The sequence below is a fragment of the Janthinobacterium sp. 13 genome, from assembly GCF_002749695.1.
Lineage (GTDB): Bacteria > Pseudomonadota > Gammaproteobacteria > Burkholderiales > Burkholderiaceae_D > Janthinobacterium > Janthinobacterium kumbetense.
Genome location: NZ_PEEQ01000001.1, coordinates 4,884,919 through 4,911,104, shown reverse-complemented (window position 1 = coordinate 4,911,104; position 26,186 = coordinate 4,884,919). Strand labels below are relative to the sequence as shown.

23 protein-coding genes and 1 tRNA gene are annotated in these 26,186 nt (G+C 65.6%); 6 read left to right on the top strand and 18 right to left on the bottom strand.

Going from position 1 to position 26,186, the window contains the following annotated elements; genetic code table 11:
• Positions 1-79: 79 nt before the first annotated feature.
• The 10 genes from CLU94_RS21575 to CLU94_RS21530 form a co-directional block, all read right to left on the bottom strand.
• Entirely contained in the window at positions 80-1,864 is a 1,785-nt protein-coding gene (locus CLU94_RS21575) for a methyl-accepting chemotaxis protein (protein ID WP_099667128.1), read from the bottom strand.
• 264 nt (positions 1,865-2,128) lie between these two features.
• The gene (locus tag CLU94_RS21570; RefSeq protein WP_099668427.1) at positions 2,129-2,641 is read right to left on the bottom strand and encodes a lipocalin family protein; all 513 of its coding nucleotides are present in this window, start codon (positions 2,639-2,641) and stop codon (positions 2,129-2,131) included.
• Between the two features lie 34 nt (positions 2,642-2,675).
• The gene (locus tag CLU94_RS21565) at positions 2,676-3,476 is read right to left on the bottom strand and encodes a substrate-binding periplasmic protein (protein WP_099667127.1); all 801 of its coding nucleotides are present in this window, start codon (positions 3,474-3,476) and stop codon (positions 2,676-2,678) included.
• A gap of 33 nt (positions 3,477-3,509) precedes the next feature.
• Positions 3,510-4,541 (bottom strand): type VI secretion system protein TssA, encoded by a 1,032-nt coding sequence (gene tssA, locus CLU94_RS21560; protein WP_099667126.1) that lies wholly within the window; start codon positions 4,539-4,541, stop codon positions 3,510-3,512.
• A gap of 29 nt (positions 4,542-4,570) precedes the next feature.
• Positions 4,571-7,213: a type VI secretion system ATPase TssH gene (gene tssH / locus CLU94_RS21555; protein ID WP_099667125.1), complete on the bottom strand. Its 2,643-nt coding sequence runs from the start codon at positions 7,211-7,213 to the stop codon at positions 4,571-4,573.
• Positions 7,210-7,686, bottom strand: coding sequence for a type VI secretion system baseplate subunit TssE (gene tssE / locus CLU94_RS21550; RefSeq protein WP_099667124.1), 477 nt, complete (start codon positions 7,684-7,686; stop codon positions 7,210-7,212). Before tssE ends, tssH begins: the two co-directional genes overlap by 4 nt.
• Positions 7,687-7,751: 65 nt before the next feature.
• Entirely contained in the window at positions 7,752-8,243 is a 492-nt protein-coding gene (locus tag CLU94_RS21545) for an Hcp family type VI secretion system effector (protein ID WP_034750126.1), read from the bottom strand.
• A gap of 30 nt (positions 8,244-8,273) precedes the next feature.
• Positions 8,274-9,773 (bottom strand): type VI secretion system contractile sheath large subunit, encoded by a 1,500-nt coding sequence (gene tssC, locus CLU94_RS21540; protein WP_077407195.1) that lies wholly within the window; start codon positions 9,771-9,773, stop codon positions 8,274-8,276.
• Between the two features lies 1 nt (position 9,774).
• Entirely contained in the window at positions 9,775-10,284 is a 510-nt protein-coding gene (tssB, locus tag CLU94_RS21535) for a type VI secretion system contractile sheath small subunit (RefSeq protein ID WP_099667123.1), read from the bottom strand.
• A gap of 38 nt (positions 10,285-10,322) precedes the next feature.
• Entirely contained in the window at positions 10,323-10,910 is a 588-nt protein-coding gene (locus CLU94_RS21530) for a tetratricopeptide repeat protein (protein ID WP_099667122.1), read from the bottom strand.
• A 278-nt stretch (positions 10,911-11,188) separates the two neighbouring features.
• On the opposite strand from CLU94_RS21530, the gene tssJ reads away from it, so the two are divergent.
• The 3 genes from tssJ to icmH are packed head-to-tail and all read left to right on the top strand — an operon-like array spanning position 11,189 to position 13,994.
• Positions 11,189-11,797, top strand: coding sequence for a type VI secretion system lipoprotein TssJ (tssJ, locus tag CLU94_RS21525; protein WP_099667121.1), 609 nt, complete (start codon positions 11,189-11,191; stop codon positions 11,795-11,797).
• A gap of 47 nt (positions 11,798-11,844) precedes the next feature.
• Entirely contained in the window at positions 11,845-13,215 is a 1,371-nt protein-coding gene (gene tssK, locus CLU94_RS21520; protein WP_099667120.1) for a type VI secretion system baseplate subunit TssK, read from the top strand.
• Positions 13,212-13,994, top strand: coding sequence for a type IVB secretion system protein IcmH/DotU (icmH, locus tag CLU94_RS21515; RefSeq protein WP_077407211.1), 783 nt, complete (start codon positions 13,212-13,214; stop codon positions 13,992-13,994). The genes tssK and icmH overlap by 4 nt, the downstream gene beginning before the upstream one ends.
• 14 nt (positions 13,995-14,008) lie before the next feature.
• Here the strand turns inward: icmH and CLU94_RS21510 are convergent, their stop codons facing one another.
• The 4 genes from CLU94_RS21510 to CLU94_RS21495 form a co-directional block, all read right to left on the bottom strand.
• Complete coding sequence (locus CLU94_RS21510; RefSeq protein WP_099667119.1) at positions 14,009-14,800, bottom strand: OmpA family protein; 792 nt, start codon at positions 14,798-14,800, stop codon at positions 14,009-14,011.
• A gap of 9 nt (positions 14,801-14,809) precedes the next feature.
• Positions 14,810-15,790 (bottom strand): type VI secretion system-associated protein TagF, encoded by a 981-nt coding sequence (gene tagF, locus CLU94_RS21505; RefSeq protein WP_099667118.1) that lies wholly within the window; start codon positions 15,788-15,790, stop codon positions 14,810-14,812.
• Positions 15,787-19,644, bottom strand: a complete 3,858-nt coding sequence (gene tssM / locus CLU94_RS21500) for a type VI secretion system membrane subunit TssM (protein WP_099667117.1) — start codon at positions 19,642-19,644, stop codon at positions 15,787-15,789. The genes tagF and tssM overlap by 4 nt, the downstream gene beginning before the upstream one ends.
• 217 nt (positions 19,645-19,861) lie before the next feature.
• Complete coding sequence (locus CLU94_RS21495; protein ID WP_099667116.1) at positions 19,862-20,701, bottom strand: M15 family metallopeptidase; 840 nt, start codon at positions 20,699-20,701, stop codon at positions 19,862-19,864.
• 138 nt (positions 20,702-20,839) lie between these two features.
• Between CLU94_RS21495 and CLU94_RS21490 the strand changes: the two genes are divergently transcribed.
• Positions 20,840-21,541, top strand: a complete 702-nt coding sequence (locus CLU94_RS21490; protein WP_099667115.1) for a hypothetical protein — start codon at positions 20,840-20,842, stop codon at positions 21,539-21,541.
• Between the two features lie 5 nt (positions 21,542-21,546).
• Here CLU94_RS21490 and CLU94_RS21485 read toward each other — a convergent pair whose 3' ends face one another.
• Entirely contained in the window at positions 21,547-22,338 is a 792-nt protein-coding gene (locus CLU94_RS21485; protein WP_099667114.1) for an alpha/beta fold hydrolase, read from the bottom strand.
• A 337-nt stretch (positions 22,339-22,675) separates the two neighbouring features.
• Between CLU94_RS21485 and CLU94_RS21480 the strand changes: the two genes are divergently transcribed.
• The gene (locus CLU94_RS21480; protein WP_251351372.1) at positions 22,676-23,059 is read left to right on the top strand and encodes a hypothetical protein; all 384 of its coding nucleotides are present in this window, start codon (positions 22,676-22,678) and stop codon (positions 23,057-23,059) included.
• A 144-nt stretch (positions 23,060-23,203) separates the two neighbouring features.
• Here CLU94_RS21480 and CLU94_RS21475 read toward each other — a convergent pair.
• Positions 23,204-23,279: transfer RNA gene (locus CLU94_RS21475), tRNA-Asn, on the bottom strand.
• Positions 23,280-23,548: 269 nt separating this feature from the next.
• On the opposite strand from CLU94_RS21475, the gene CLU94_RS21470 reads away from it, so the two are divergent.
• Positions 23,549-24,256 carry a GntR family transcriptional regulator gene (locus CLU94_RS21470; protein ID WP_099667112.1) on the top strand — a complete coding sequence of 236 codons (708 nt, stop codon included), beginning with the start codon at positions 23,549-23,551 and terminating at the stop codon, positions 24,254-24,256.
• Positions 24,257-24,365: 109 nt separating this feature from the next.
• Here the strand turns inward: CLU94_RS21470 and CLU94_RS21465 are convergent, their stop codons facing one another.
• Together CLU94_RS21465 and CLU94_RS21460 are read right to left on the bottom strand one after the other, a co-directional pair.
• Positions 24,366-25,664, bottom strand: coding sequence for an NCS2 family permease (locus tag CLU94_RS21465; RefSeq protein ID WP_092606241.1), 1,299 nt, complete (start codon positions 25,662-25,664; stop codon positions 24,366-24,368).
• 71 nt (positions 25,665-25,735) lie between these two features.
• The gene (locus CLU94_RS21460) at positions 25,736-26,137 is read right to left on the bottom strand and encodes a GtrA family protein (protein WP_099667111.1); all 402 of its coding nucleotides are present in this window, start codon (positions 26,135-26,137) and stop codon (positions 25,736-25,738) included.
• Positions 26,138-26,186 lie beyond the last annotated feature (49 nt).

The following is a 26,186-nucleotide window of genomic DNA, read 5'->3' as shown; positions in this document are numbered from 1 at the left end:
CGCGTTCGCGGCTGTCTTCAAGCCGCGATTGTAGCGCCCGCGCCATGCCAAGGGGGAATCTGCGCTTAAGAATCCGTGCTTAAAACTCTTCCCATTCGTCGGCGCCCGAGGCCACCGGCGCCTTCGGCGTGCGTGCGCGCACCGCGTCCGCTTGCGCCGCCTTGTCCGGCGAGGTCGCAGTCACGGCGGGTGCTGGCGCGCGGGATGCTGGCGCGCGTCGCATGGCGGGCTGCGTGGCGGGCCGCATGGCAGCTCGCGTGGCAGCCGCTACTGGCGCAGGCGCCGTCACGGACGGGCTGCTATGGGCGGCAGCATATTGCTGCGTCGCATCGAGCTTGAACACGCCCACGACCTCGGCCAGCCTGGCCGCCTGTTCCTGCATGGATTCGGCCGCCGCGGCCGCTTCTTCCACCAGGGCCGCGTTTTGCTGCGTCACCTGGTCCATCTGGCCTATGGCCTGGTTGACTTGTTCGATGCCGGCGCGCTGTTCATCGCTGGCGTCGGTGATCTGGTTCATGATCTGCGTCACGTGGCTGATGCTTTGCACGATCTCGTCCATGGTGCGGCCCGCCTTGTCCACCAGTTGCGAACCGGCCTCGACCTTTTGCACGGAATCGTCGATCAAGCCCTTGATTTCCTTGGCCGCCGCGCTGGAACGCTGCGCCAGGTTGCGCACTTCGGAGGCCACGACGGCAAAACCGCGGCCCTGCTCACCGGCCCTGGCCGCTTCCACGGCCGCGTTCAGGGCCAGGATATTCGTCTGGAAGGCGATGGCGTCGATGACGCTGATGATGTCGACAATCTTGCGCGAGGAATCGTTGATCGAGCCCATGGTGCTGACCACTTCCGACACCACCACGCCGCCCTTGCTGGCGATCTGCGAGGCGTCGATGGCCAGCTGGTTGGCGCTGCGCGCATTGTCCGCGTTGAGTTTCACGGTGGAGGTCAGCTCTTCCATGGAAGACGCCGTCTCTTCCAGCGAACTGGCCTGCTCTTCCGTGCGTGACGACAAGTCCAGGTTACCGGCGGCAATTTCGCTCGACGCCGTGCTGATCGATTCGGTACCGGCGCGCACCTGGCCCACGATACTCACCAGTTTATCGTTCATGTTTTTCAGCGCATGCATCAATTGCCCCGTCTCATCGCGGCTTTCCACGACGATATGGCTGGTCAGGTCGCCAGCGGAAACGGCTTCCGCCACCTCGACGGCACGCGTGATGGGACGCGTGATCGAGCGCGTGATCCAGTAGGCGCAGGCGATGCCCAGCAAGATGGCCACCACGCCCAGCGAGATCAGCAGCATGCGGCCATTTTCGTAGCGCGAACGGATTTGCGCGGCCGTTTCATCGAGCAATTTGGCTTCCAACAATTCCAGCTTCTTCAGCGACGCCAGGTAGATGTCGCGCTTGACGGCCATGTCGCCTTCGTACAGGCGCTTGCCCAGTTCCAAGTCGCCCGCATTCTTGGCCTTGAACACATTCTTGCGTACTTCCGTGTAGGCCTTGCGCGTGCTCAATACTTCCTGGTACAGCGCCTGCTCGTCCGTGTTCAGCTCGCTCTTGCCGATATCGTTCTGGATTTCCGTGGCGCGTGCAGACGAGACCGCCATTTCCTGTTCAAACTGCTTCTGGTGTTCGGGATCGCTGACTTTCCAGGCGGCCGCCGTGCGCGCCGCGTTGACCTCGATGACCTTGGTCCACTCGGCGATCAGGCGCTCATTGCGCACCTTGACGTTGACGAGCGCATCGGTTTCCTTGCTGGCGCTTTGCATCTGCACGATGCCCACCACGGTCAGGCTGGTCAACAGGAACAGGACGGCGGCAAAACCGCCACCGAGACGTACGCCGATTTTGAGGTTTTTCATTGCGTGATTCCTATCTGAAGAAAACGATGCACAGACGCCACGAAACCGACCTACTGCTACGTACCAATATAGCAGGCATCTGCCGTGCGGCAATCACGAGCGGTGGCGCAACGCGAACGTCGCCACCGGAATGGCAGCGCGCCGCAGCGCACTACTTTGGAGCAGATTGTGAGTGAATCAGAGTGGTATTGCAAGAAATAACATGCAGAAAAGCAACAACCAGAAGGCGCTATGCCGCCACGAACGGGCGGCAGGCAAGCAAGGTCAGTTTTGCTTCACATAGATCAATTTTGACGTGTCAAAACCCAGGCCGCCGGCTTTCTCGATCAGGCGCTGCTGCAAGGCAGGGTCCATGGTGGGCGTGCGCGACAACAGCCAGAAGTACGACTTGTCCGGGCCGCTGATCATGGAATAGCTGTAATTTTGCTGGTCGAGGTCGAAGACGATGTAGGAACCATAGAAGGGGCCGAAAAACGACACTTTCAGGTAGCCCGCGTCTTTCTTGTCCACGAAATACGCCTTGCCTTCCGCTTCCTTCCACTTCGCATCCGCATCCTTGTAGCCGCGGTTGAGCACTTTCAGGCCGCCATCCTGGCGCAGGCTGTAATCGGCCGTCACCTGGCTCAGGCCCCGCTCGAACGAATGGTCGAGGCGCGCGATCTCATACCATGTGCCCAGATAGCGGGTCGTGTCGAAGTGACCGACAGGCACAATATTGTCGGGGCGGCCCACGCAGCCGGCCAGCACGAGCACACTCAGAAACAGCAATTTTTTCATGGTCTTCTCCATCGGGTGAATCAGGGTGGCAACGTCAGGGTTGCAATGCCCGGTCGACGATGCGGCGGATCGCGCCGCTATTTTGCATGCGCACGATGGCCGCATTGAATTGTGCGATAAAGTCATCGCGATAGGGATAGGCGGCAGGCCGTTGCGCCGTAAAACCCAGGTGGCCTTGCTGGCTGGCCAGCTGCGCCGTTTCCTCGATTGCCTGCATCGGCGTGCCCGGCGGTCCCTCGCGCCGGATGCGCTGCAATTCCCACTGCGCCGACAGGCGGTCGCTGACATAGCAATCGATGCGTCCGCGCATCAGCTTGAGCAAATTCGTGCGCGTGCCCTTGGCGGGATCGAGCACGATTTTTTCAGCGCGCAGGGACGCCATCAATCCCGCGTCGCCCGGCAGGAAACCGGCGTTCACGCCGATGTGCAGGCCGCCGTAATCGGCGGGCCATTGCCGCAGCTTGCGCCTGGCCAGCATGTCCTGGTTGCACAGCACCACCAGCTGCTCCATCAGCAGCGGCACGGAATAGCGCACATACGGCCGCTCGCTGCGCCAGGAATACGGCGGATACAGGGCAAACGCCTCGCCCGTCTGCAGCATCAGCAAGCCCCGTTTCCAGGGCACGGGACGCAGCTGCACCGCATACTGCGGCATCGATTGCGCCGCTTCGCGCACGATCTCCGTATAAATGCCTTTCAGCTGGCCGTTTTCAACGTAGGAGTACGGCGGATAGTCGTCGTCGCCGTAAATCACCAGCGGCACCGCGGTGCCGGCCCGCGCGCCGGCGGCGATGAACAGGCATAGCGCGGCAGGCAAGATGAGCATTCTGGACATGCCCGAAGAGTAGCATGGAAGGGGTCAGCGCCATCACCCGTTTGCACTGTTCGTGCCCAGCATGTCATCGAGCTGCGCCAGGGTATTGGCATCCTTCACGACGGCGCGCAGCCACAGGTGCAGCGGCAGTTCGCCCCAGCTGGCGGCCTTCTCGGCCAGGTAGGCGACGGGGCTGTGCGGCTCCGTGCGGCGGAAGAAATCGGCCACCTGGCGCAGCTGGGCCAGCGCCTGCTGGCGCTGCACGATGGCGCCGCCGCCCTCGCCGGCGGCCTGGCCGGCGGCGGCCGGGGCACCGATAAAATCCGCGCCAGGCGACAGCGGCGCGATGAAATGAATGGCGTTTTCCAGCGCTTCGCGCGCGGCGCGGAAACTCGGACCGTCGGCGCCGAAACGCGCATCGACGCTGCGCTCGAACGCCAGCAGCGACTGCATGCAGTACTGCGCATCGGCCAGCAAGCCGTCGGAAAAGGCGCGCGTGTTCCTTTGCCGCGCCGCCTCCATCTGCGCCAGGGTTGCCGCTTCGTCGTGGCGCGCGTCGCCCCAGCCCTGATCGGCCGCGCCCTGCGCTACGCTGGCGGCCGCGCGCTGGCGCGCCGCATCGAAATCCTGCAGCGCATACAGGCCGTCGGCGCCTTCGGTCAGCGGGATCTCGCGCAGCAGTTGCGGCGTGCGCGACAACAGCCAGAAGACATTGCCGATGCGCTGTTCCTGGTCGCCCTCTTCCGCCGGCGGATACAGGCCATCCCAGTAACGTTCGCACAGGCCGGCCAGCAACGCGTAGCCATCGCCCAGGCCACGGAAATGGCGCGTCTTCGCGTGCGCCTCGGCCAGCCACACGGCCATGCGCAAATCCTTGCTGCGCGCCGCGATCAGCTGTTCGCAGCGCGTCGCCACGAAGGGCCAGTCGGCTTCCTTCAGCGCCGTCACCCACTCGCCCTGGTCCAGGCTCGGGTCGTCGTGCTGGCGCGCTCGCGCGATGGCGTCGAGCTCCTGGCTGAAGGTGAGGTCGTCGCCGCAGGGGCTGACGGCGCTGACGGGGTGCAGCAACTGCTCCAGATTGAACATGGCGCTCTCCGCGGGGTTATTTGACGACGTTACTTGATGGTGTATTTGAACTGCCCCTGCTTGTTCGCGCTGACGCGTATCGACGCGACCGGCTCGCCCGCGGCCATGCGCGCCAGCACCGCTTCGGCGATCGCCGGCAGCAGGCTGCCATTGAGTATCTGGTCGACATTGCGCGCGCCCGAATCGACCTCGGTGCAGCGCGCCAGCACGGCGTCGACCAGGCCCGCGTCATGGCTGAACTGCGCCTGGTGGTTGCGCGCGATACGCGCGCCGATGCGCGCCAGCTTCAGGGCGATGATCTCGGCCAGCACCGCGTCATTCAGGGGATAGAAGGGCAGCACCTTCAGGCGCCCCAGCAAGGCCGGCTTGAAGTGCGCCACCAGCTGCGGTCGCACCAGTTCTTCCAGCGCGGCCGGCGTGGGCAAGTCCTGTGACGCCCGGTTCAGGCAAGCGGCCATCATCGCGCCCGAACCCAGGTTCGAGGTGGCGATGATGATGGTGTTGCGAAAATCGACTTCGCGCCCTTCCGCATCATCGAGCACGCCCTTGTCGAACACCTGGAAGAACAATTCCAGCACGTCGGGATGGGCCTTTTCCGCCTCGTCGAGCAGCACCACGCTGTAGGGCTGGCGCCGCACGGCTTCCGTCAGCACGCCGCCTTCGCCATAGCCGACATAGCCGGGCGGCGAGCCTTTCAGGCCGGCCACGCTGTGCGCTTCCTGGTACTCGCTCATGTTAATGCTGATGAGCTTGCGCTCGCCGCCATACAGCAAGTCGGCCAGCGCCAGCGCCGTTTCCGTCTTGCCCGTGCCGGACGGCCCCGTGAACAGGAACACGGCTTGCGGCTTGTCCGGGTCGTCCAGGCTGGCGCGCGCCGTGCGCACGCGCTGCGCCACGGCCTCGATGACGTGGTCCTGTCCCAGCACCCGTTCGCGCAGCGCGCCGTCCAGGGTCAGCACCGTGCGGATGTCGTCCTTGAGCATTTTCCCCAGCGGGATGCCGGTCCAGCCGGCGACGATGCCGGCCACCACCTGCGCATCGACTTCCAGCGGCGACAGCGGCGCGTCGCCCTGCAGGGCCGCCAGCTCGTCCTTCAGCGCCAGCAGGCGCGCCGCGCCGATCTCGCCCGGCCGCTCGCCGCGCAGCTGCGCGCGCAGCTCGCCGATCTGCGCCACCAGCGCCTTTTCGCGCTCCCAACGCTGCGCCAGCGCCGCAACCGCCGCCTGCCCGTCGTCATGCTCGCGCCGCAGCTGCGCCAGGCGCGCGGCGCCGGCTTTGCCGGGCACTTCGCCATCGGCCGCCTCGCGGGCCAGGGCGGCGATTTCCGCGCCGACGCGCTCCTGGCGCCGGTGCGCGTTTTCCAGCTGCGCCGGCGTGGCGCGCTGGCCCAGCGCCACCTTGGCGCACGCCGTATCGAGCACGCCGATGGCCTTGTCGGGCAGCTGGCGCCCGCTGATGTAGCGGTGCGACAGGCGGACCGCCTCGACGATGGCCGCGTCGCGCACGCGGATGCCGAAATGGCGCTCCATCAGCGGCGCCATGGCGCGCAGCATGGCGCAGGCGATGTCTTCGCTGGGCTCTTCCACCTTCACCACCTGGAAGCGCCGCGCCAGCGCCGCATCCTTTTCAAAATACTTCTTGTACTCGCTCCAGGTGGTGGCGGCGATGGTGCGCAGGGCGCCGCGCGCCAGCGCCGGCTTGAGCAGGTTGGCCGCATCGTTCTGCCCCGCCTGGCCGCCTGCGCCGATCATCGTATGCGCCTCGTCGATGAAGAGGATGACGGGGTGCGGGCTTTTCGTCACCTCGTCGATGACATTTTTTAAACGGCTTTCGAATTCTCCCTTCACGCTGGCGCCGGCCTGCAGCAAGCCCATGTCGAGCGCGTGGATGCGCGCGCCCTGCAGCACCTCGGGCACGTCGCCGGCGGCGATACGCAGGGCCAGGCCCTCCACCACGGCCGTCTTGCCCACGCCCGCCTCGCCCGTCAAAATAGGATTGTTCTGGCGCCGGCGCAGCAGGATGTCGACGGCCTGGCGTATCTCCGCCTCGCGGCCGATCACGGGATCGAGCTTGCCGTCGCGCGCCAGCTGCGTCAAGTCGGTGGTGAACTGGTCCAGCGCCGGGGTTTTGCTGGCCAGGCTAACAACAGGATCGTCGCCGGTGTCGGAAAGCCGCGGCACCGCCGCGCTTTCCTCCTCGCCTGAGCCGGCCGTCAGCTTGTCCGGATGGTGCTTCAATTGCTCCACGCTGAAGCGGGCGAACAGCTTCGAGCCGCGGTAGGCGAGCTGAGACAGTTCCGGCTCCGTCAGCAGCGCCAACAGCAGATGGCGGCTGCGGATGGGACCCGGCTGCGCCGTGTCCAGCGAGGCGATCAGCCAGGCGTGTTCGAACAGCAGCGGCAAGTGGGGCGAAAACACGGGCGTGCGTGCGCTGCCCGTGCGGAAGCCGCCGATCTCGCGGCGCAGGTCCGCTTCCAGCGCCGTCAGGCTGATTTCGCTGCGCCGCGCGATGGTGACGAAATCGCTGCGCTCCTGCTCCAGCAGCGCCAGGAAGAGGTGTTCGATATCGACTTCATACTGGCCCAGTCCCACGCAGATGGCGGCGGCGCGGGTGGCGGCCGTGCGCGCCGTGTCATTCAGCTTGGCGATCAGGGTTTTCAAGTTATTGCTCATGCGGCGGCTCCCTTGCGGTTGATCGAATAGCGCAGCGACGACGGCTGCAGCACGGCGTCGAAATTGACCGTCTCGCCACCGGACCTCACGGCCAGGGTGCCGCTGATGACGAAGCCGACCCGGTTGATGGCGCCCGCTTCCCGTTCCAGGCGGGCGCGCACATTGCGCAGGCGCGGCTCGTGGCGTTCGATGGCGGCCTTCAGCGCGGCGCAGATGCGGGCGCGGTCGTCGCTGCTGGACAAACACATGCCGGCGAAATCGATCAGGCCATAGTTGACGATGGAGGCCGCGCATTCCGGATAGGCGTCGAGCGCGCCGGGCGGCAGGGCCACGCGCGTATTGAGCAGCTCTTCCAGGTCGCGCGCCACCGCATCCTTCAATTGTTCCAGCGACAGGCGCGGCGCCACGCCGCCCGCCGCCGCGCCGCCGTCGCCCATCAGGCGGTCGAACAGGCCAGGTACATAACTGTCCATGCGCTCTCCTGAAAAGTCGGCGCGGCGCGGGCGCAGGTGGCCGCCGCGCGCCGCGCGAGGATGGATCAGGCCACGCGGTTCGCGGCCAGGTCCCAGCCGCCCGAGGTATTGCCGCCGGCGCCACCCGTCACTTTTTGCTGCGTGTATTTCCACTTCACTTTCGAGAACTTGAAGCCGACGTGTTCACCGAGGATGTCGCCCTCTTCCACGTTCGGCGTGACGGCGCCGATCAGCACATTCTCGATTTCGATTTCAAAGTACTTGACGCGCTCGCCCTGGCCGTCGGCGCGCATGAATTCGAAGCGCGCCTTGGGGATGGTCTTGCCGGCCGAGCAGGTCTGCAGCAGCACCGGCGAGGCCAGGTCGGCCAGCTTGGAGATGACGATGTCCTTGTGCTCGCAGCGTTCGGCCGTGTGGCCGCCGCCCGTCGACGCGGTGGCGGACTTCGGCTGCTCGACGCTCCAGCTGACCGATTTGCACTCGATCCAGTCCTTGTGCTTGTCATCGGTCGACTCGCCCTTGATGCCGTCTATCTGCAGATATACATCGATTGCCATGGTGTGCTCCTGTGGTTGAAAGAGGGTGGATCAGGAATTGGTCGACTTCGGCAACTCCGCGACCAGTCGGAGCGAAACGGATAATTCATCAAGCTGGAAGTGCGGCCGCAGGAACGACACGGCGCGGTACACGCCGGGCCGGCCCGGCACTTCATGCACCTGCACGGACGCTTCGCGCAGGGGGAACTGCGCCTTCTGTTCCTGGCTGGCGTTATCGTCGAGCAGCACGTACTGCATCAGCCAGCGGTTCAAAAAATCCTCCACGTTGGAGGCGGCGGCAAAGCTGCCGATCTTGTCGCGCATCATGGCCTTCATGTAATGGGCGATGCGCGAGACGGCAAAGATGTACTGCAGCTGCGACGACAGCACCGCGTTCGCATTGGCCGCGTCGCTGTTGTACTTGCGGCTTTTCTGCGCCGACTGCGCGCCGAAGAACGCCGCGTACGCCGTGTTCTTGCAGTGCACCAGCGAGATGAAACCCAGGTCGCTCAATTCCTTTTCGCGGCGGTCGGTGATCGCCACTTCGGCCGGGCATTTCAGGGCCACGTCGCCCTCGTCCGTCTTGAAGGTGTGGGTCGGCAGGTCGTCCACCAGGCCGCCGCCCTCCACGCCGCGGATGGCGGCGCACCAGCCGTAGTCGGCAAAGGCGCGCGTCAGCTTGCAGCCGAACGCATACGCGGCGTTACACCACAGGTATTTGTGGTGGTCGCTGCCGTCGACTTCCTCGACAAAATTGAAACCTTCCACCGTGGTGCCGTCGACGGGATTGAACGGCAACCGGCCCAGGAAGCGGGGCAAGGTCAGGCCGACATAGCGCGCATCCTCGGATTCGCGGAAGGCTTTCCATTTCGCGTACTCGATGGTGTCGAACACCTTGGCCAGGTCGCGCGGCTTGCCCAGGTCGCCGTAGCTTTCCAGGCCAAACAGTTCCGGCGCGGCCGAAGCGATGAACGGTGCATGCGCGGCGGCGGCGATGTGCGACATCTGTTCGACGAAATACATGTCTTCCGGCTGGCGCGAGATGGCGAAGTCGCCCAGCAGCGCGGCGAACGGCGCGCCGCCGAAGGTGCCGAATTCCTCTTCATACACCTTCTTGAACATGCTGCTCTGGTCGAACTCCAGCGCGGCCTGGAAATCCTTCACCAGTTCGCGCTTGGTGGCGTTGAACATGCGGATCTGCAGGCGCGTTCCCGTATCGGAATTGCCGACCAGGTAGCGCAGCCCCGTCCAGCTTTGTTCGAGCTGCTGGAACGGCGCCGCGTGCATGATTTCGCTGAGCTGGGCGGAGATCAGGCGGTCGATTTCCGCCACGCGCGCATCCAGCGTGGCCGACAGGCTGCTGGACATCAGCACCGTGCCGTCGAGCACCTGCGCCACCAGTTCCGAGATCAGGTCGCGCGCGCGCGCATGTTCGGCGCCGGACTTGGCGACGCGGCTTTGCTCGACGATCTGGTCCAGCAAGTCGGTGGCGGCCGGCGCATCGGGTGCGGATACAGCGAGGGATTCTGGGGCTTCTGCCTGGGCGCTCATCTCAATCCTCCTGCGCTGGGAACTGCGGTTTCAGGGTGGCCAGGCTGTCCGTGTTGTTCAGCACTTCCGTCAGCAAGTCTTCCAGCTTGTCGTTGCCGGCCAGCTTGTTGCGCAAGTCGGCCAGCTTGGTGCGCGCCTCGAGCAGCTTGCGCAAGGGGTCGACCTGGCGCACCACCGATTCCGGGCGGAAGTCGTCCATCGAGCGGAAGTGCAGGTCGACGGCAAACGTGCCGCCCGCCTCGCCGAGGCGGTTCGGCACGGCGAAACGGGCCACCGGTTCCACGCCGGCCAGCACTTCGTCGAAGTTGTCGCGGTCGAGGGCGACGAACTTGCGGTCCTTCAGGCGTTTTTTTTCGCTGTCCGGATTGCCGCCAAAGTCGCCCAGCACGCCGACCACGAAGGGCAGCTCCTTGTTTTCAATCGCGTCGCCGATTTCGACGTCGTAGGTCATTTGCACGCGCGGCGCGCGTATCTGCTTCAGGCGTTTTTGCACGCTGTCGGACTTGGGCATGTCGCTTCCTTTACTCAGGGGATGGTGGGGATGCCGGCTTATTTCAGGCCGCTGAACGGGTCGGCCGCACTGCCTTGCGCCGCGCCCTTCGCCGCCGGCGTGCCGGAACCGGCGGCGCGCTTGCCGGCCGCCGGCGGACGCTTGGCCGGCGGCACCAGCACGTCTTCGCCGATGCTCGCGCGCAGCAGCTTGGCCAGGTCCTGCGCTTCCGAGCGCAGCGAGCCGTTCAGATTGTTTTGCCGCGACAGGTCGGCCAGCGCCTTGCCGGACAGGCGCAAGCCGCTGACGGCGACGATGCTGTTGGCGACCTTGTCGTCCGGGTCGCGCTCCAGCGCTTCGAGCGCGTGGCCGATGGCGTCGCCGTACTGGCCGCGGTCGAACTTCATCTGCGCCATTTGCAGCCACGGCGCCTTGTCGGCGGGGTAGCTGCTGCCGCCGCCCTTGAGCAGGGTCATGGCCCGTTCGTACTGGCCGGCGCGCGCCGCCGCATCGGCGTCGCCCATCACTTGCGCCAGGGTCGGCGCGGCAGGTTTCTTGGGCGCCGGCTGGTCCGGCGAGGCGCAGGCGGCCAGCAGCAAGGCGCTGGCGAGGCAGGCAATACGGGGCAACACGGTGGCTGGCTTCATCGGGGCATTCCTTCACGTGGAGGACGCTACCGCTGGGAAAGATGGGCGGCGCCTTGGTGGAGGCCATTATTGATCGCCAATTTTTTTGCCAGATTGAGATTAATCAGCAAAGAAGAAGTTCCACATCACAGCCGCGTACAGCGACATGAAACCTGATCTGGCGCAGTAATTGTCTTGATCGCTGACCGATTTTGCGCCAGCGCAAGCAGGTCGCCCCTGCATGCGTTTAAATGACTGCAGCACATTTATTTCCATTCTTCACTTTGCAAAGAGCAGCCATGCCATTTGACGCCCCGCTCCGCCGCCTGGCCCGCTCCGCCGCGCTACTGCTGCTGTTGCTGCAGACGCTGCCGCTGGCCGGCTGCGCGGGCGGCGCCATCGGCACCCTGGCCAACGCGGCGCTGCAGATGGCCGGCGCGGCCAAGCCGCCGCCCGAACTGCCCGACGCGCAAAAGCCGCCGCGCAACGTCAGCATCCGCCTGCATGCGGCGCAGCGCCTCAACACGGATGCCGACGGCCGGCCGCTGGCGCTGGTGGCGCGCATCTACAAGCTGCGCCAGAGCGCCGCCTTCGAGCAGGCGCCGTACGACAGCTTCCTCGACACGCAGCGCGAAAAGACGGCGCTGGGCGCCGACCTGATGGAAGTGAAGGAAGTGCTGCTGGTGCCGGGCCAGCGCTACGAGATGCAAGAGAAAGTCAGCATGGAAGCGTATTTCATCGGCGTCGTGGCCCTGTTCCGCGCGCCTGCGGCACAGCGCTGGCGCGCCACCTTTGCCGCCGCCGATGCGGAACGCGGCGGCATCACCGTCGGCCTGCACGCCTGCGCGCTCAGCGTGGCCGGCATGGACGGCGGCATGGCGCCGCTGTCCACCCTGCGCTGCCGCTAACGCAGCAGCGGCGGCAGCGGCACGCCACACATTCAAGGAGAAACGCAATGGGCATGGCAGCGAAAATCTTGTGGGGAGAGGGCCTGTTCCTGCGGCCGCAGCATTTCCAGCGCCAGGATCAATATCACGAAGCACGCCTGCATCACACGGCCAGCGCGCTGCATCCCTACCTGTGGGGCGTGGCGCACATGGAGTGGGACCTAGCGGCGCTGAAGACGGGCACCTTGCGCCTGCAAGCCCTGTCGGCGATCTTCCGCGACGGCGAAGTGTTCGAGGCGCTGGGCGACGGCGCAACGGGCAGCGATACCCTGCCCCCGCCCGTGGACCTGGAAGCGCTGCCGCCGGCGGTGCAGGAAGTGACGTATTACGCGGCGCTGCCCATCCTCAACGGCGAAGGCATGAATTACACGGCGCAGGCGTCAACGGCGGGTACGCCGGCGGCCACGCGCTTTGCGCACGCGCTGCGCGCCACGCCCGACCTGTTCACGGAGTCCGCCGTGGCCGACGTGGCTTACCTGAAGAAGAGCGTGCGCCTGATTCCCGACAGCGAGGCGCGCGGCTCCTACGACTGCCTGCCGCTGATCGCCCTGCGGCGCACGGTGTCGGGCGGCTTCGAGCCCGTGCCCTCGTTCATGGCGCCCAGCCTGGCGATCGCCGGCGCGCCGCGCCTGCGGGGCGTGCTGGAACACCTGCTCGACGCCTTGCAGGCGAAGGTGAGCGCGCTGCACGGCCACCACCGGGAACCGAGCCGCAACGTGATCGAGTTCCGCTCCGGCGACGTGTCCTCGTTTTGGCTGCTGCACACGGTCAGCACGGCCGCCGCCGCGCTGATGCATTACGTGCGCCATCCGGCCCTGCATCCGGAGCGCCTGTACGAGGCGCTGCTGGGCCTGGCGGGCGGCCTGCTCAGCTACTCCAAGCATTACACGCTGGCCAGCCTGCCCGCCTACGACCACGCGCAGCCGGGCGCCTGCTTCGACGCCATCGACGGCATCATCCGCGAACTGCTCGACACCGTCATCTCGTCGAAGTATTTTTCCATCGCCCTGCTGGAAGAACAGCCGTCGTACTACCTGGGCAAGCTCGATTCGGGCAAGATCGACCAGCACACCACCTTGTACCTGGCGATCCGCGCCGCCATGCCGGCCATCGAACTGGTCGACGTGGTGCCGCTGCGCGTGAAGGTGGGCGCGCCCGACGACGTGGAAAAATGCGTGCTCACGGCCATGCCCGGCCTGAAACTGTCGCATGCGCCGCAAGTGCCGGCCGCCATCCCCGTGCGGCCCGACACCTATTATTTTGCGATTGAAAACCGCGGCGCGCTGTACGAGCAGATGCTCAAGGCGCAATCGATTTCCGTGTACGTGCCGGCCGGCATACGCGACCTGCAGCTGGAACTGATCGCGGTGACGGCATGAGCCAGCTCATCGAACGGCGCGCGGCGCCTTCCCTGCTGGGACCACGCGGCCCCGCCCCTGCCGGCGCCCGCCATGCCGGCAGCGCCCTGCTGGACCTGATGCATGAAGGCTTTTACATGCTGTTCATGCTGAAGCACGGTTCGGCGCCCGGCGACGAGCAAGGCTTCATGGACCGCATCACGGCCTTCCTCGACGACTTCGAACGCGAGGCGAAAAAGATCCGCGCCGACGGCGACGACATCGAGGCGGCCAAATATGCGTTCTGCGCGGCAGTCGATGAAATCATCCTGGCGTCACCCTTCACGCTGCGCAAGCAGTGGGAGCGGCGCCCGCTGCAGCTGCTGATCTTCGGCGACCAGCTGGCCGGCGAACATTTTTTCGACCGCCTCGACGCCCTGCGCGGCAAGGGCGCCATGCGCGTGCAGGCGCTGCAGGTCTTCCATATGTGCCTGTTGCTGGGATTCCAGGGCAAGTATGCGATCGACGGCGGCGAAAAACTCAGCTACCTGACGGCGCGCCTGGGCGACGAGATCGCCCACATCAAGGGCAAGAGCCGCGGCTTCGCGCCGCGCGCGGAACGCCCCGACCAGGTGGTCAACAAACGCGGCAGCGACGTGCCGCTGTGGGCGCTGTCGAGCTTTTTCGCCCTGCTGGCCATCTGCGCCTACCTGGGCCTGAAAACACATCTGACGCGCGGCACGCAAACGACCCTGGCCGCGTATGCGGACCTGGTCAAGCTGGCGCCGCGGCCAGCGCACCTGACCATCACCTTACCCTGATCTTTGCGCGCCGATCATTGCGCAATACGGAACTCGATGCGCCGGTTTCTCGCCCGGCCATCGGCCGTGGCGTTGCTGGCCACGGGACGGTCCGGACCCTGGCCCGACACCAACACCGTATCGGCCACGACGCCCTTGCTGGCCAGGTAGGCGCGCACGGCTTCGGCGCGCGCCTGGCTCAGGGCCACATTGCTGGCGCGCAGGCCCGTGTCGTCCGTGTGGCCTATCACCTCCACCTTGCGGCCCCGCAGCCTGAGCATGGCGGCCGCCATCTCGTCGAGGATGGCCAGGCCGGCCGGCGTGATGGAGGCCTTGCCGCTGTCGAATTCGATGATGCGCTTGTCCAGTGCCGCATCGAGCAAGCCTTGCTCGGCCTCGGCCGCCTTGACCCGCAAGCCATTGTTGACGATGTAGGTGGGATTGAGGCTGGTGGCGATGTCGCTGGCGATCTGCTGGCGCTGCGCCTCGTTCGCCACTTCGCCGCGCACGCTGACGTTGTTGCCGTCGATGCTGATCTGCCCCCGTGAAATGAGCTTCAGGTTAGGCGCGATCAGCTTTTGCACATAGCCGTTCCAGTTGGCCGGCACGGCCACGTTGCCGATGGCGATCTGGTCGACCACGCGCTCGGCGCCATACAGTTCGCGCAGGCGGGCCAGCACGGCCGCCTTGCCCGCCTCGTCGGCCAGGGTGCCCGTGACGAGGATCTGCCCCGGCATCGGCGTCTGGGGCGCCTGCGCCTGGGCGTGGCAAGAGGCGGCGGCAAGCAGCAGCGGCAGCGGCAGCAGGAGAATGACGGGAGATTTCATCGCAATCCTTCAGGCAAAGGTATCGGCAAACATGGCGCAGGCCGAGCGCAGCGACAGCTGTTCCTGCTGCAGGCAGGCGGAAAACCGGCGCAGCGCCGCATCGTGTCCCAGCTGCTCCTCGACCCAGTCGAGCTGGTCGAAGACGATCAGCCGTTCGCTGCCGGCCTGCGGATCGATCAGCGCGCGCAAGCCGTGCGGGTCGGCGCCGCAAAAGCCGATCACCAGCACGGGCGCCTCGTCGAGGTGGGAAAAGAACAGCGCCAGTTCGAAATCGGCCTGGCGCAGGAAGGGCGCGATCAGGTGCAGCCAGAAGCTGGCCACCAGTTCGCGCAACTGCGCGTCCTGCGGCAACGGCAGCACCAGGCTTTTCTCCAGGCGCGGCAAGCCGCTCTGGCGCACGGGCCGCAGCAGCAGGCCCAGGCCCAGCAGCAATTCGCGCACCGTCACGGGAAACGCGGGCGAAGCCAGCATCGCTTGCAGGCCATGCAGCGTCTGCGCCTGCAAAAAAGCGGCCAGGCGCGCCGCGTGGCGCGGCGCGGCCGGTTCGATGTCGACCACGTTGCCGGCCAGCGCCAGCAGGGCCGGCAACGGTTCGGCGCTGGCCACGATGCCTTGCGACAGCTGCTCCACGCGCTGCCACAGGGGCGCCAGCACCAGCGGGCTGCAGGCGACAAAGGCTTCGGCGTCATCGACTTCCAGCGCGCCCATGGCCATGAAGGGAAAGCGTCGCAGCGACTGGTCGCTGCTCGCTTCCAGGCGCCCGGCGATGGCGCGCCGGCTGCGCGTGCCGACGAAGGCAAAGCGCAGCGGCGGCAAGGCGTCGTAATTGAGCTTCCAGCGCGGCTCCACCGTCAGTGCAGTCATCACCTGCGCCAGCCAGTCGTCGAGCAGCTGCACCAGCGCGTGATTGTCGCAAGCCTTGATGAAATCGCCGCGCGCGGGGATCTTGCCAAAGTAGCCGAGACGCACCTGCTGTTGCCCGCGCATCATGGCGCCACTCCCGCTGCCACTGCAGCAACGGCAACCGCGGCAACGGCGGCCATCGCGGGCGCGGGCGCGGCGGAAGCGCCGGGCGTGCCGACGACGGTCTCGGGCAGCTGCATGCCGCGAAAACCCTGCTCCTGCACCGCCGCAGCCCCGCCCGCGCCGGCGCCCGCCGTCTCGGCGCTGCTGGTGATTTTCAGGTCGACCGCCACGGCCACCTCGCCGCGCGCCCAGCGCAGTTCGAACACGCCGCCATCCTTGCGCTTCTTGGCCGCCGCATCGATCATGCGCTTCAAGCCGAACTGGCCCGGCTCGTTGAACAGTTCCACCGTGCGCCCGTCGAAGGTGACGGCCGTGATGCGCGCCCCCTGCCCTCCCGCCGCGCCCTGCGGGCCCGGATGCACCATGTTCGTCCACTGCGCCGGGGTGTTGCGGTAGCGTAGCTGCTGACCGTCGATCTCCACCGTGTATTCCAGCGTGCCCGGCGCGGGCGACGGCTGGATCTGGAAGACGGTTTGCGCCGCCGTCGACGTGGCCGCCATACCGCCCGCGCCCAGCGGCGCGATCCAGCCGGGAAAACGCGCCACCACCTGCGGCGACAGGCTGATGCCCATGTCGGCCCAGGTGCGCGGCGCCAGCACGTCGCCGCGCCGCACCACCAGCGGTCCCATGGACGTCGTGACGAATTTCGCCACCAGGCCTTCCGGGCCGAAGAACTGGCCGATCTCCAGGTTGCTCGCCTCGATGCGCGCCGTGGGCGCAAACGGATATTTGTTCGCCAGCGATTTCTGGAACGGTTCATACACTTGCGCCGCCCAGGTCTTGTTGATATCGAGTTCGGCCGGCGCGACGATGACGGCAAAGGTCTGCATCAGCGGGCGCACGAGGATGGGACGGATCGCCTGCTTTTGCGCGTCGCTCATCCCCGTGAGCAGCTGCTCGTCGACCAGTTTCAGCGCGTCGGCCAGTTCGGAACCGCTGCCTTCCAGGGTCTGCTGCATGAACTGGCGCGCGCCCGGTCCCGGATCGCCCTGGTTCTTCAACTGGTTCAAGCGGCTGCGCAGTTTCGACAGCGCTTCCAGGTAGGCGCGCATCAGGGACGCATTGTTGTCCCTGGCCGCCACCAGCTTGCCCACGCCGGCAAATTCGCGCCCCACGGGTCCCATGGGCTTGTCCAGGCGGGCCGGGTCGAGCTGCGCATGCATGCCGGGACTGGCCGTCAGCGGCGACGGCGCGCGGCGCAGCACGGTTTCCTTGAACCAGGCGATGATGCCCCGTTCGGCCTTGCGCAACTGGGCATTCTGCAGCGCCGGGTTGTCCCACGAGGTTTCCTCGTAAATGGTCGTCAGCAGCCTGGCGACCGGCGACGACTGCGGGTCGCCCAGGCGGTTCATCGCCTGCACGGCGCCGTCAAAGCCTTTCAGGTCGGCGACGGCGACGCCCTGCACGAATTTTTGCCACTCGCGCGCGTAGTCCGCCTTGTACATGGCCACCAAGTTTTTCTCGATCTGTTCCGGACTGCCTTCCAGGGTCAGGTCGTCGGTGGAGGCGCTTTTCAGCACCCAGTCGGCGCTTTGCAGCTCGCGGTTGGCGGCGTCGCGAAACGCGCCTTCGACGAACTTTTCCCACGCCTGGCGCGTAAAGGTGCCGGAGACGGCGTAACTGCCCGCCAGCAGCGACTGATCCTGTTCGCCGACGATGCGCGCCACCGTCATGCCGGGAAAGCGCGTCGAGGCGCGCGCCTTCACGTCCGCATACACGCGCTCGCGGGCCGGCATGCCGCGCACCACGCGGCGCAGGTTTTCGCGCGCCTGGTCGACCAGCGCCAGCTTTTGCTCGATGCGCGGCCAGGACGGGTCGCCGATCTGCGCCAGGTAAAACGTCAGCAGCCGCTCGGCGCTGCGTATCATCTGTTCGCGCGGCATGGCGCCCCGGTTGCCCTCCAGCCAGCCGCGCCAGAAGCGCGTCAGCTGGTCGTTCAGGTGGCTGCTTTCCGCATGCGACTTATCGGCCAGCATCAGATAGGTTTTCAGCGCATTGTAGGCATCTTCCACGTTTGTCGCGCTGGCCGCCTGGTACTGCACGCTGCGCGGCGCGGCGGAAGGCGTGACGGAAGCGGCGGCCGGCGTTTGCGGCGTGCGCGCCGTGGGCTGCAACTGGTCCGCGCTGGCGTTCATTTCAAACAGCAGCGCTTCCAGCGCGCCCGCCACGGGGGTGAGCATGACCTGGCGCGCGCCGGAAAAGTACTCTTCGCGCAGCTTGCGTTCGAGCAAATCTCCCTGGTACAGGCCCAGGCGCAAGGACCAGGGCCGTTGCGTGCGGTACGCTTCCAGCTGCTCGATGCGGTCCTGCAAGATCTCCAGCGCTTCCAGGCGCGACTGCAAGTCCAGGCGCCGCTCCTGCAGCTTCACCACTTTGTTCAGATCGGCCTCGACGTTGGCCACCAGTTGCCGGTTGCCCAGGTAGGACCAGCTCCAGCCGCCCAGGCAGGCGCCCAGCGACACGGTGGCGGCAAAGAACACGGCATATTTGAAGCGCAGCCTGGCGCGGTTGGCATAGTTGGCCACCAGGTGCTTGTCGGCAAAAATGACCTTGCGGAACAGCTCCAGCAGGAAATAGCCATGCTGGCGCGCGCCGGACGGTACCGTGGCCGGGGCTGGCGCGAAAGCCAGGTCGAAGCGGCGCGCCACCTGCTGCGAGGAGGCACTGACGGGCTCGCCTTCCTGCAGCGCGCTGGTAAAGTAAAAGCCGCGGAACACGGGCTGGAACTGGAACGGGTTTTCCTCGAACAGGGTGGCGATGAAGGCGCGCAAGGCAGGCTTAATGGCGGCAAACTCCAGCGGAAAGGTAAAGACGCCGGGCGCCATCGTCTTGCGTTGCCGGTGCGCCATGTTGGCCAGGCTCAGCTCCGTCAAGCCGTCGTGCAATTCATCGAAACCCTGGTCGAAAAACGCCAGCAGGTCGGCCGTCGGCAACTTGCGCTGGTAGGGCATGGTGGCGCCCCAGACGCGTTCGCGCTCGCTGCGTTCGGCATCCGCGAAAAACTCCGTGAAGCCGGCGATCAAGTCCGCCTTGGTAAACACGATGTACAGGGGCGCGAACACTTCCAGGCGTTCGATGACATCCTGCACGCGCTTGCGCAGGCTGCGCGCCAGTTGCATGCCGACATCGGGGTCGCCGCGCAGTTCGGCGATGCTGACGGCGATGAGGATGCCGTTGATGGGCGCCTTGCGCCGGTATTTTTTCAGCAAGTCGAGAAAGCCGAACCACTCGCCGCGGTGCTCGTCGACAACGGAGTAGCGTCCCGCCGTGTCGAGCACGATGCCGTCCGTGGTGAAAAACCAGTCGCAGTTGCGCGTGCCGCCCACGCCTTGCACGACCTTGCCGTCGGCGAAGGGAAATTGCAGTCCCGAATGCAGGATGGCGCTGCTCTTGCCGGCGGCCGGATTGCCGATAATCATGTACCACGGCAATTCATACAGAGCGGCGGCGCCCGATTTAATGCCCAGCTTGGACGTCTTGATGGTTTCGATGGCGGCCAGCATGCCCGTGCGCACGGCGCCCAGTTCGCCCTGCTGCGTGCTGCTGGCTGTCGACGCCGAGGCCGCTTGCGCGGCGGCGATCTCGGCCTCGTTGAGGATGGCCTGGCCCAGCGCCTGCGCATCGCGCCGCGCGCGGCGCCGGCGCCACAGCCACAGGCCCAGCCAGGTGACAAAGGCCAGCAACAGCAAGGCCAGCGCCCAGATCAGCGCCACTTCCAGCACTTCGGCGCCCAGGTACAGGAACACGGCCAGCGCCACGAAGCCAAGGATGGTCAGATTGCGGCTGTCGGTGAGGAAATGCCAGATTCGTCGCAGCATGATGAGCCCAGGGTGAGGTCGCAAAGCAGGAGGAACGCCGCCGCGCAGCGAGGCGGAGTCGGCCCATGCTGACAGCAATGCGGCGCGCCTTTGTTGACATATGACAAGTACCAGGCGCCAGCGCGCGGCAGGCGCCGCTGTGTCCTTGACGCTGCGCAAGCAAGCTTGCAGCTGTGAAAATCCGGCAGCCTCCCGGCGCTAGAATGGCTGGCGCGGCTTACTTGCCCAGCGCGCGCGGTTGCGGCAATTCCGTGTGGCCGAAGTCCATCATGGTCCAGCGCCCGCCCCAGCGCAGGCCCACCGATTCGGCCGTCACGCCATATAGACGGTAGCCGCGCATGGCCCAGGCATTTTTTTCAGAAATGATGAGCTTTCCTTCATGCATGAATGCGCAATCGGCCGCCAGGCCATACTGGTGATAGCTTTGAAACGCCCTCGCGTTCGTCACGTTCGGGCCGGCCGCCGCCAGTTGGTCCTGGCGCGCGGGACTGCGATAGCCTTCCAGCAAGACCATGTCGTAACCATGCACGTCCTTCATGATCTTGAAGACCAGCAGCAGGCGCTGCGCGTAATCGTGGTCGAGCAATTGCCAGTTGCGGCTGGCGCCGCCCAGCAGCGGGCGCAGCTGCGTCACTTCCGCCGTGGAAAACAGCAGCGGCGGCAAGGCCGGCGGCGGCACCAGCTGCTCGCCTTTCAGCAAGTCGCTGACCTGGTCATTGATGACGTGTTGTTGGTCGGCATAGCCGCGCAGGGTGATGCGGTCGCTGGACAGCCAGGCCAGTAGCGGCGGCACGATGACCAGCACGCTGCCCGCCAGGCTCAGCCAGCGGTGCCGCCACAGCAGTTGCCAGGCGCGCACCATGCCCGAGCCCGTGTAGCGTTGCACGCGCTGCCACTGCGCGCCGCTGCCGCCCTTCAAGTGCTGCGCGCGCCGCTGCATGCGCCAGCCCAGGTTGACGAGCGTGTGCAGCACGATGGCACGGCCGCCGGGAAACAGCAGCAGCCAGCAGGCAAAACAGGCGAGCAAGAAATACATCAGGACCAGGGCGACGAACATGGGGCGCTCCGTGACAGGGGTAGTCTGGGCCGGACAGCAATTTCCCGGCGGTATCGCTAGATCGTAGGCGTCCGCGGCCCGCATGAGCGCGGTTTACATCAAGGTCAGTCGAATTTGATCCACTGCGGAGGTGATATTTTGTCTTTACTGAAAACCGGGGATGGCCAGGCGCGCGGTCCCGACCTGCTGGGCAAGGCCGGCGCGGCTGGCGCGCATATCGAAGGCAAGGGCATCCTGTCGCAGCTCGAACACGGCGTCGCCGCGCCCGCTGCCATGCCGGCCCTGCGCTGGCGTCCCGGCTGGCGGCACGGGGCCGTTGGCGCGCTGTGCCTGGCGGTGCTGATCACGGCCGTGTTCGCCTACGACACGGAGGTCTTGCCGCGGCCCCGGCCGGCGGCGCCCGCCACCGCCATGGCGCCGCCCGCAATGCCGGCGCCAACGGTGCTGCCACAGGCGGCGCAGGCGGCCACCATCGTCAATACGGCGGCACCGCCCTTGCCCGAGGCGGCGGCCGCGAACGCGCCGCGCAAGAAGCCGCCGCCCGTGCGCCAGGCGACCGCGCGGCCACAAGGAGCGAGGCCGGCTGCCGCGCCCGGCGACAGCGACGTCGCCTTGCTGACGGCGATGGTGGCCCACGCGCACCGGCAAGAAGCCACGGCGGCACCCGTGCGCGACGTGGTGCTGCGCCGGCAGAAACAGGAACAGGAGCAGGAGCAGGAGCAGGAACAGGAAACGGCGGAACTGTTACGGCGCTGCAAGCAGCTGGGCTTGATCGAAGGCATGCTGTGCCGCTCGCGCATCTGCTCGGGCCGCTGGGACAGCGATCCCGCCTGCCATTGAGGAACTCATGTGTGTCTCGGATGCGTGGCCGCGTCCATGCGGCCTTGCAAAAAGCCTTCCATCAGCGCCAGCAATGCCTGCGGCTGCTCCTGGTGCGGCGTATGGCCGCACTGCTCGACCATGGCGGGCACGGCGTTGAGCGCCTGCGCCACGATCGTGTCGACCTGGGCCGCGCTGCCGTACTGGTCCTCGCTGCCCTGCACCACCAGCGCCGGGCATTCGACGGAAGGCAGCAGGTACTCGATGTTCCAGAACTGGAAACCATAGCTGAGCCAAGTATCCGACCAGGCCTTGAAGATGGTCTCCGTCTTGTCGCCATGGTATTTCGCCAGCGCGCGCAGCTTGCCCGCGCCAAACGCCGCGTCCGCCACGCGGATGCCCTCGAGCGTGATGCCCTCGACAAACACGTGCGCCGCTTCGGTGATGATGCCGCGCAAGCGGGGCGGCTGCTGCGCCGCATAGATCAGGGCGATGCTGCCGCCATCGGAGTGGCCGACGAGAAAATGATCCTGTCCCGGCAGCAGTGCCGCCAGCACTTGCGGCAGCTCGCACAGCGCGTAATCGTGCAAATAATGGAGCTGCCGGCGCGCCGCCAGCGGCGACGACTGGCCATAGCCGTGGCGGTCGTACAGCAAGCCGCGGCACCCCGTCGCCTGGCATAGCTGCGCGGGGAAATCTTTCCACATCGCACAGCAACCGAGTCCCTCGTGCAGGAATACCAGGCAGGGCTTGGCGGGGTCGCCTTCGATCAATTCGTAATAGATATCGGTTTCGGCACTCAGGTTCAGTATCGGCATGGGCTAGGCTCGCAACGGTTTCCGCATCGGCAGGTCGGCTGGGCCTATTGTGCCATTGTCCTGCGCGACATGCGTGGCGCCCCGTAAAAATAGCCTACGGGAAAAGATCTTGACGCCTGCCTGCAAGGTGTTTGCGCCAGCACAAGCGAGCGCCGTTTTTCCGGTGGCGCCGCCCCCTTTTTGCCCGCGCGTTTGCCTAGAATAGCTTACTCCCACAGCATGGAGCAGGCGGCTACCTTATCAGCCAGGACGTGACACTGGCCGTCACGGCAACAGATAGGGCGTCTTGCCGCACGACGACAGGCGCGGCGTCCAAACTATCGATCAGGAGTACATCATGGAAATGAAAGTAGAACATCGCACCGGCAGCAACCTGGCACTGGAAGAAACCGAGCTGCCGATGGAACAGGAAGGCCAAAGCGCCAAAGGCGCGGCCGCGCAGGACTTGAACCTGAGCCCCGCCGCCTTCACCACCTACTACACGTGGACGGCCAACGGCGTGCATCCTTCGGTCAACTTTGCCAATGCCAACGTGAAAGCCAATTCGCGCGTCTTCCTCAACATCAGCGAATACGGCGCCACTGCCCAGGACCGTTTCATTGGCGCCGCCCGCATGGCCGTGTACAACATTGCGCCATACAACGGCGGCTTCCGGGCCTGGGTGGAAATCTCGTGGGGCAGCCCGCTCAAGGTGCGTTTCGACGTGTTTGTCGATCCCTGATCCGGGAAACACTGCGCGCCCCCTGCCAGCAGCGGGCCGGCGTCGCGCACGCCGCTAACACGGCATGGACAGCGTGAACGGAAACCGTGCGCGCATGACAAAAGGGCCACGTGTTGCCACGTGGCCCTTTGCTGCTGCTTGTTCTGGCTCCCCGACCTGGACTCGAACCAGGGACCTGCGGATTAACAGTCCGTCGCTCTACCAACTGAGCTATCAGGGAAAGGAGGCCGAATTATATACGTCAAAATTTCCCATGTCCAGTCGTTACGACATGGTTGCTGCATGAGCAGCAAAACAGGCTACCGGCGAGCCAGCCTCGCCGGATGGCTGCGCCCGTCTGCGCGGTGCCACGCAAGATAGTAGAATAGCCAGGCCTTGCCGATATGGAAGGCGCACAACGGCATGCCGGCAACGGGGCGTCAACCACGCCGCCGCGCGGACATGCGCTTGCAAGCTCACCTTGCCCCTGGCTTACTGCTCTCACCCGACATGACAGAATCAAGCGCAACCCTGGTGGACAAACCCGGCAGCGGCGACAGCTCGGCGGAAATTGCAGAGCATATGGCGGCCGCCATCGTGGCGCGCCAATTGCCGCCCGGCACCCGGCTGCGCGAAGAGGCGCTGTGCCGGCTGTATGGCGTCAGCCGCACCAAGATCCGCGCCGCCCTGCTCATTCTTTCAAAAGATAAATTGATCCGCATGGTGCCCGACAAGGGCGCCTTCGTCAGCCAGCCGACCGAGGCGGAGGCGCGCGACATCTTTGCCGCGCGGCGCGTCATCGAAGCGGCCCTGGCGCGCGAATTCGTCGCGCGGGCCAAGCCTGCCGACTACCGGATGCTGGAGCGCCACCTGAAGGCGGAACGCCTGGCGCTGGCGCAAGCGACGCCGCTGCGTTCGCAGCTGCTGGGCGACTTCCACGTCTTGCTGGCCGATATCGCCGGCAACGCCGTCCTGCGCGACATCGTGCGCGAACTGGTGGGCCGCAGCTCGCTCATCACCATGCTGTACCAGTCCGGCCACGCCGCCGCCTGCTCGTACGACGAACACGGCCGCTTTCTCGAGGCGGCGCGCAACGGCGACGCGGACCTGGCGGCGCGCCTGATGGTCGAGCACCTGTCGCACGTGGAAGCGGCCTTGCGCTTCGACGGCAGCGCCAGCGACGACAGGAAAGACCTGGTGGCCGCGCTGCTGATGTAGGCCCCGTCATCAAAAAAGGCCGCCCCTGCGGATGCACGGGCGGCCTTTTTGCGATTGCCGCTTTTTCGATAGCAGTACCGGACGAGCGGCTCCGGCCCTGCCCTCCCCGCTATTCGCCCAGGTAGATAAACTTGAACAGGAAGATGGCGGCGATGATGTAAGCCACCACGGACACTTGCTTGCCCTTGCCCGTCAACAGTTTCAATACCGCATAGGTGATGAAGCCGAAGGCGACGCCGCTGGCCACGGAATACGTAAATGGCATCATCAAGGCCGTGATGGCGGCAGGAATGCTTTCCGTGCTGTCATCCCAGTCGATGAAAGTCAGTTCGCGCAGCATCAGGCACGCCACGTACAGCAGCGCCGGCGCCGTCGCATACGGCGGCACCGTGTGCGCCAGCGGGGCGAAGAACAGGCTGCCCAGGAACAACAATGCAACGGCCACGGCCGTCAAGCCCGTGCGGCCGCCCGCTTGCACGCCGGCAGCGCTTTCCACGAAGGCCGTGGTGCTGGACGTCCCCAGGCAGGCGCCTGCCGCGATCGCCGTGCTGTCGGCCAGCAAGGCCTTGTTCATGCGTTCCATCTTGCCGTCTTTTAACAAGCCGGCACGGTTGGCCACGCCCATCAGGGTGCCCGTCGCATCGAACAATTCCACCAGGAAAAATACCAGCACCACGTTGACGATGCCGATCGACAACGCGCCCATGATGTCGAGCTTGAACAAGGTCGGCTCGATGGCGGGCGGCGTCGAAACGATGCCGTTGAACTGGTTGCCGCCAAAGAAGAAGCTGGCAACGGTGATGGTGAGGATGCCGATCAGGATGGCGCCCGGCACTTTCAGGCGGTCCAGCGCGACGATGATGAAGAAGCCGAGGATGGCCAGGATGGGCGCCGCCTGGTGCAAGTCGCCCAGCGCGATGATGGTGGCCGGGTTCGACACCACCACGCCGGCGCTTTTCAGGGAAATAATCGCCAGGAACAGGCCGATACCGACGGTGATGGCCGTGCGCAGCGCGGGCGGGATGCTGTTGATGATCATCTCGCGCACCTTGAACAGGCTGACCAGGATGAACAGGCAGCCGGAAATGAAGACGGCGCCCAGCGCCACTTCCCAGCTCATGCCCATGCCCTTGACCACCGTGTACGAGAAATATGCATTCAAGCCCATGCCCGGCGCCAGCGCGATCGGATAGTTCGCGTACAGCCCCATGATCAAGGTGCCGATGGCGGCCGCCAGGCAGGTGGCAACAAAAACGGAGTCTTTCGGCATGCCCGCGTCGCCAAGGATGGACGGGTTGACGAAGATGATGTAGGCCATCGTCAGGAACGTGGTCAGGCCGGCCAGCAGCTCCGTGCGCACATTGGTTCCGTTGTCCTTCAGTTTGAAATAGCGTTCCAGGAACTGCATGATTAACCCCTTGTTTTGGTAAAACCGGGCGCCTGCGTGTGGCCAGTGCGCCTCTTTTTATGACGAAATGACTACTTTCCCGCTGCGCCCGCCGGCTTGAAGGCCCACCAGCGGCTGCCCGCGAAATTCCAGACCAGCCCGATTCCCGTCGCCAGCACCTGCGCCAGCCAGTAATACCAGCCCAGCTGGTGTACCAGCAGCCACATCAGGCCCGTATTGATGCACCAGCCGATGCCCAGCAGGGTGAAATACTTGCTGGCCGCCTCGCCATGGCCCTTGTCGCTCTTGAACGTGAAAAAGTAATTAAGGAGGTAGTTGACGACGGAACCGAGGATGTAGCCGATGCCGGACGCGGCGGCGGCATTGATGCCGGCCCATTCCACGCCGCCCCACAGCACGCTGTATTGCACGGCCGTGCCGGAAGCGCCGACGGCGGCGAAACGCAAAAATTGGTGATGCAGGGAATGGGACATTGTCAATTTTCAAATAAGACGAAAACAATTGCCGGGATCGGGCCAGAAT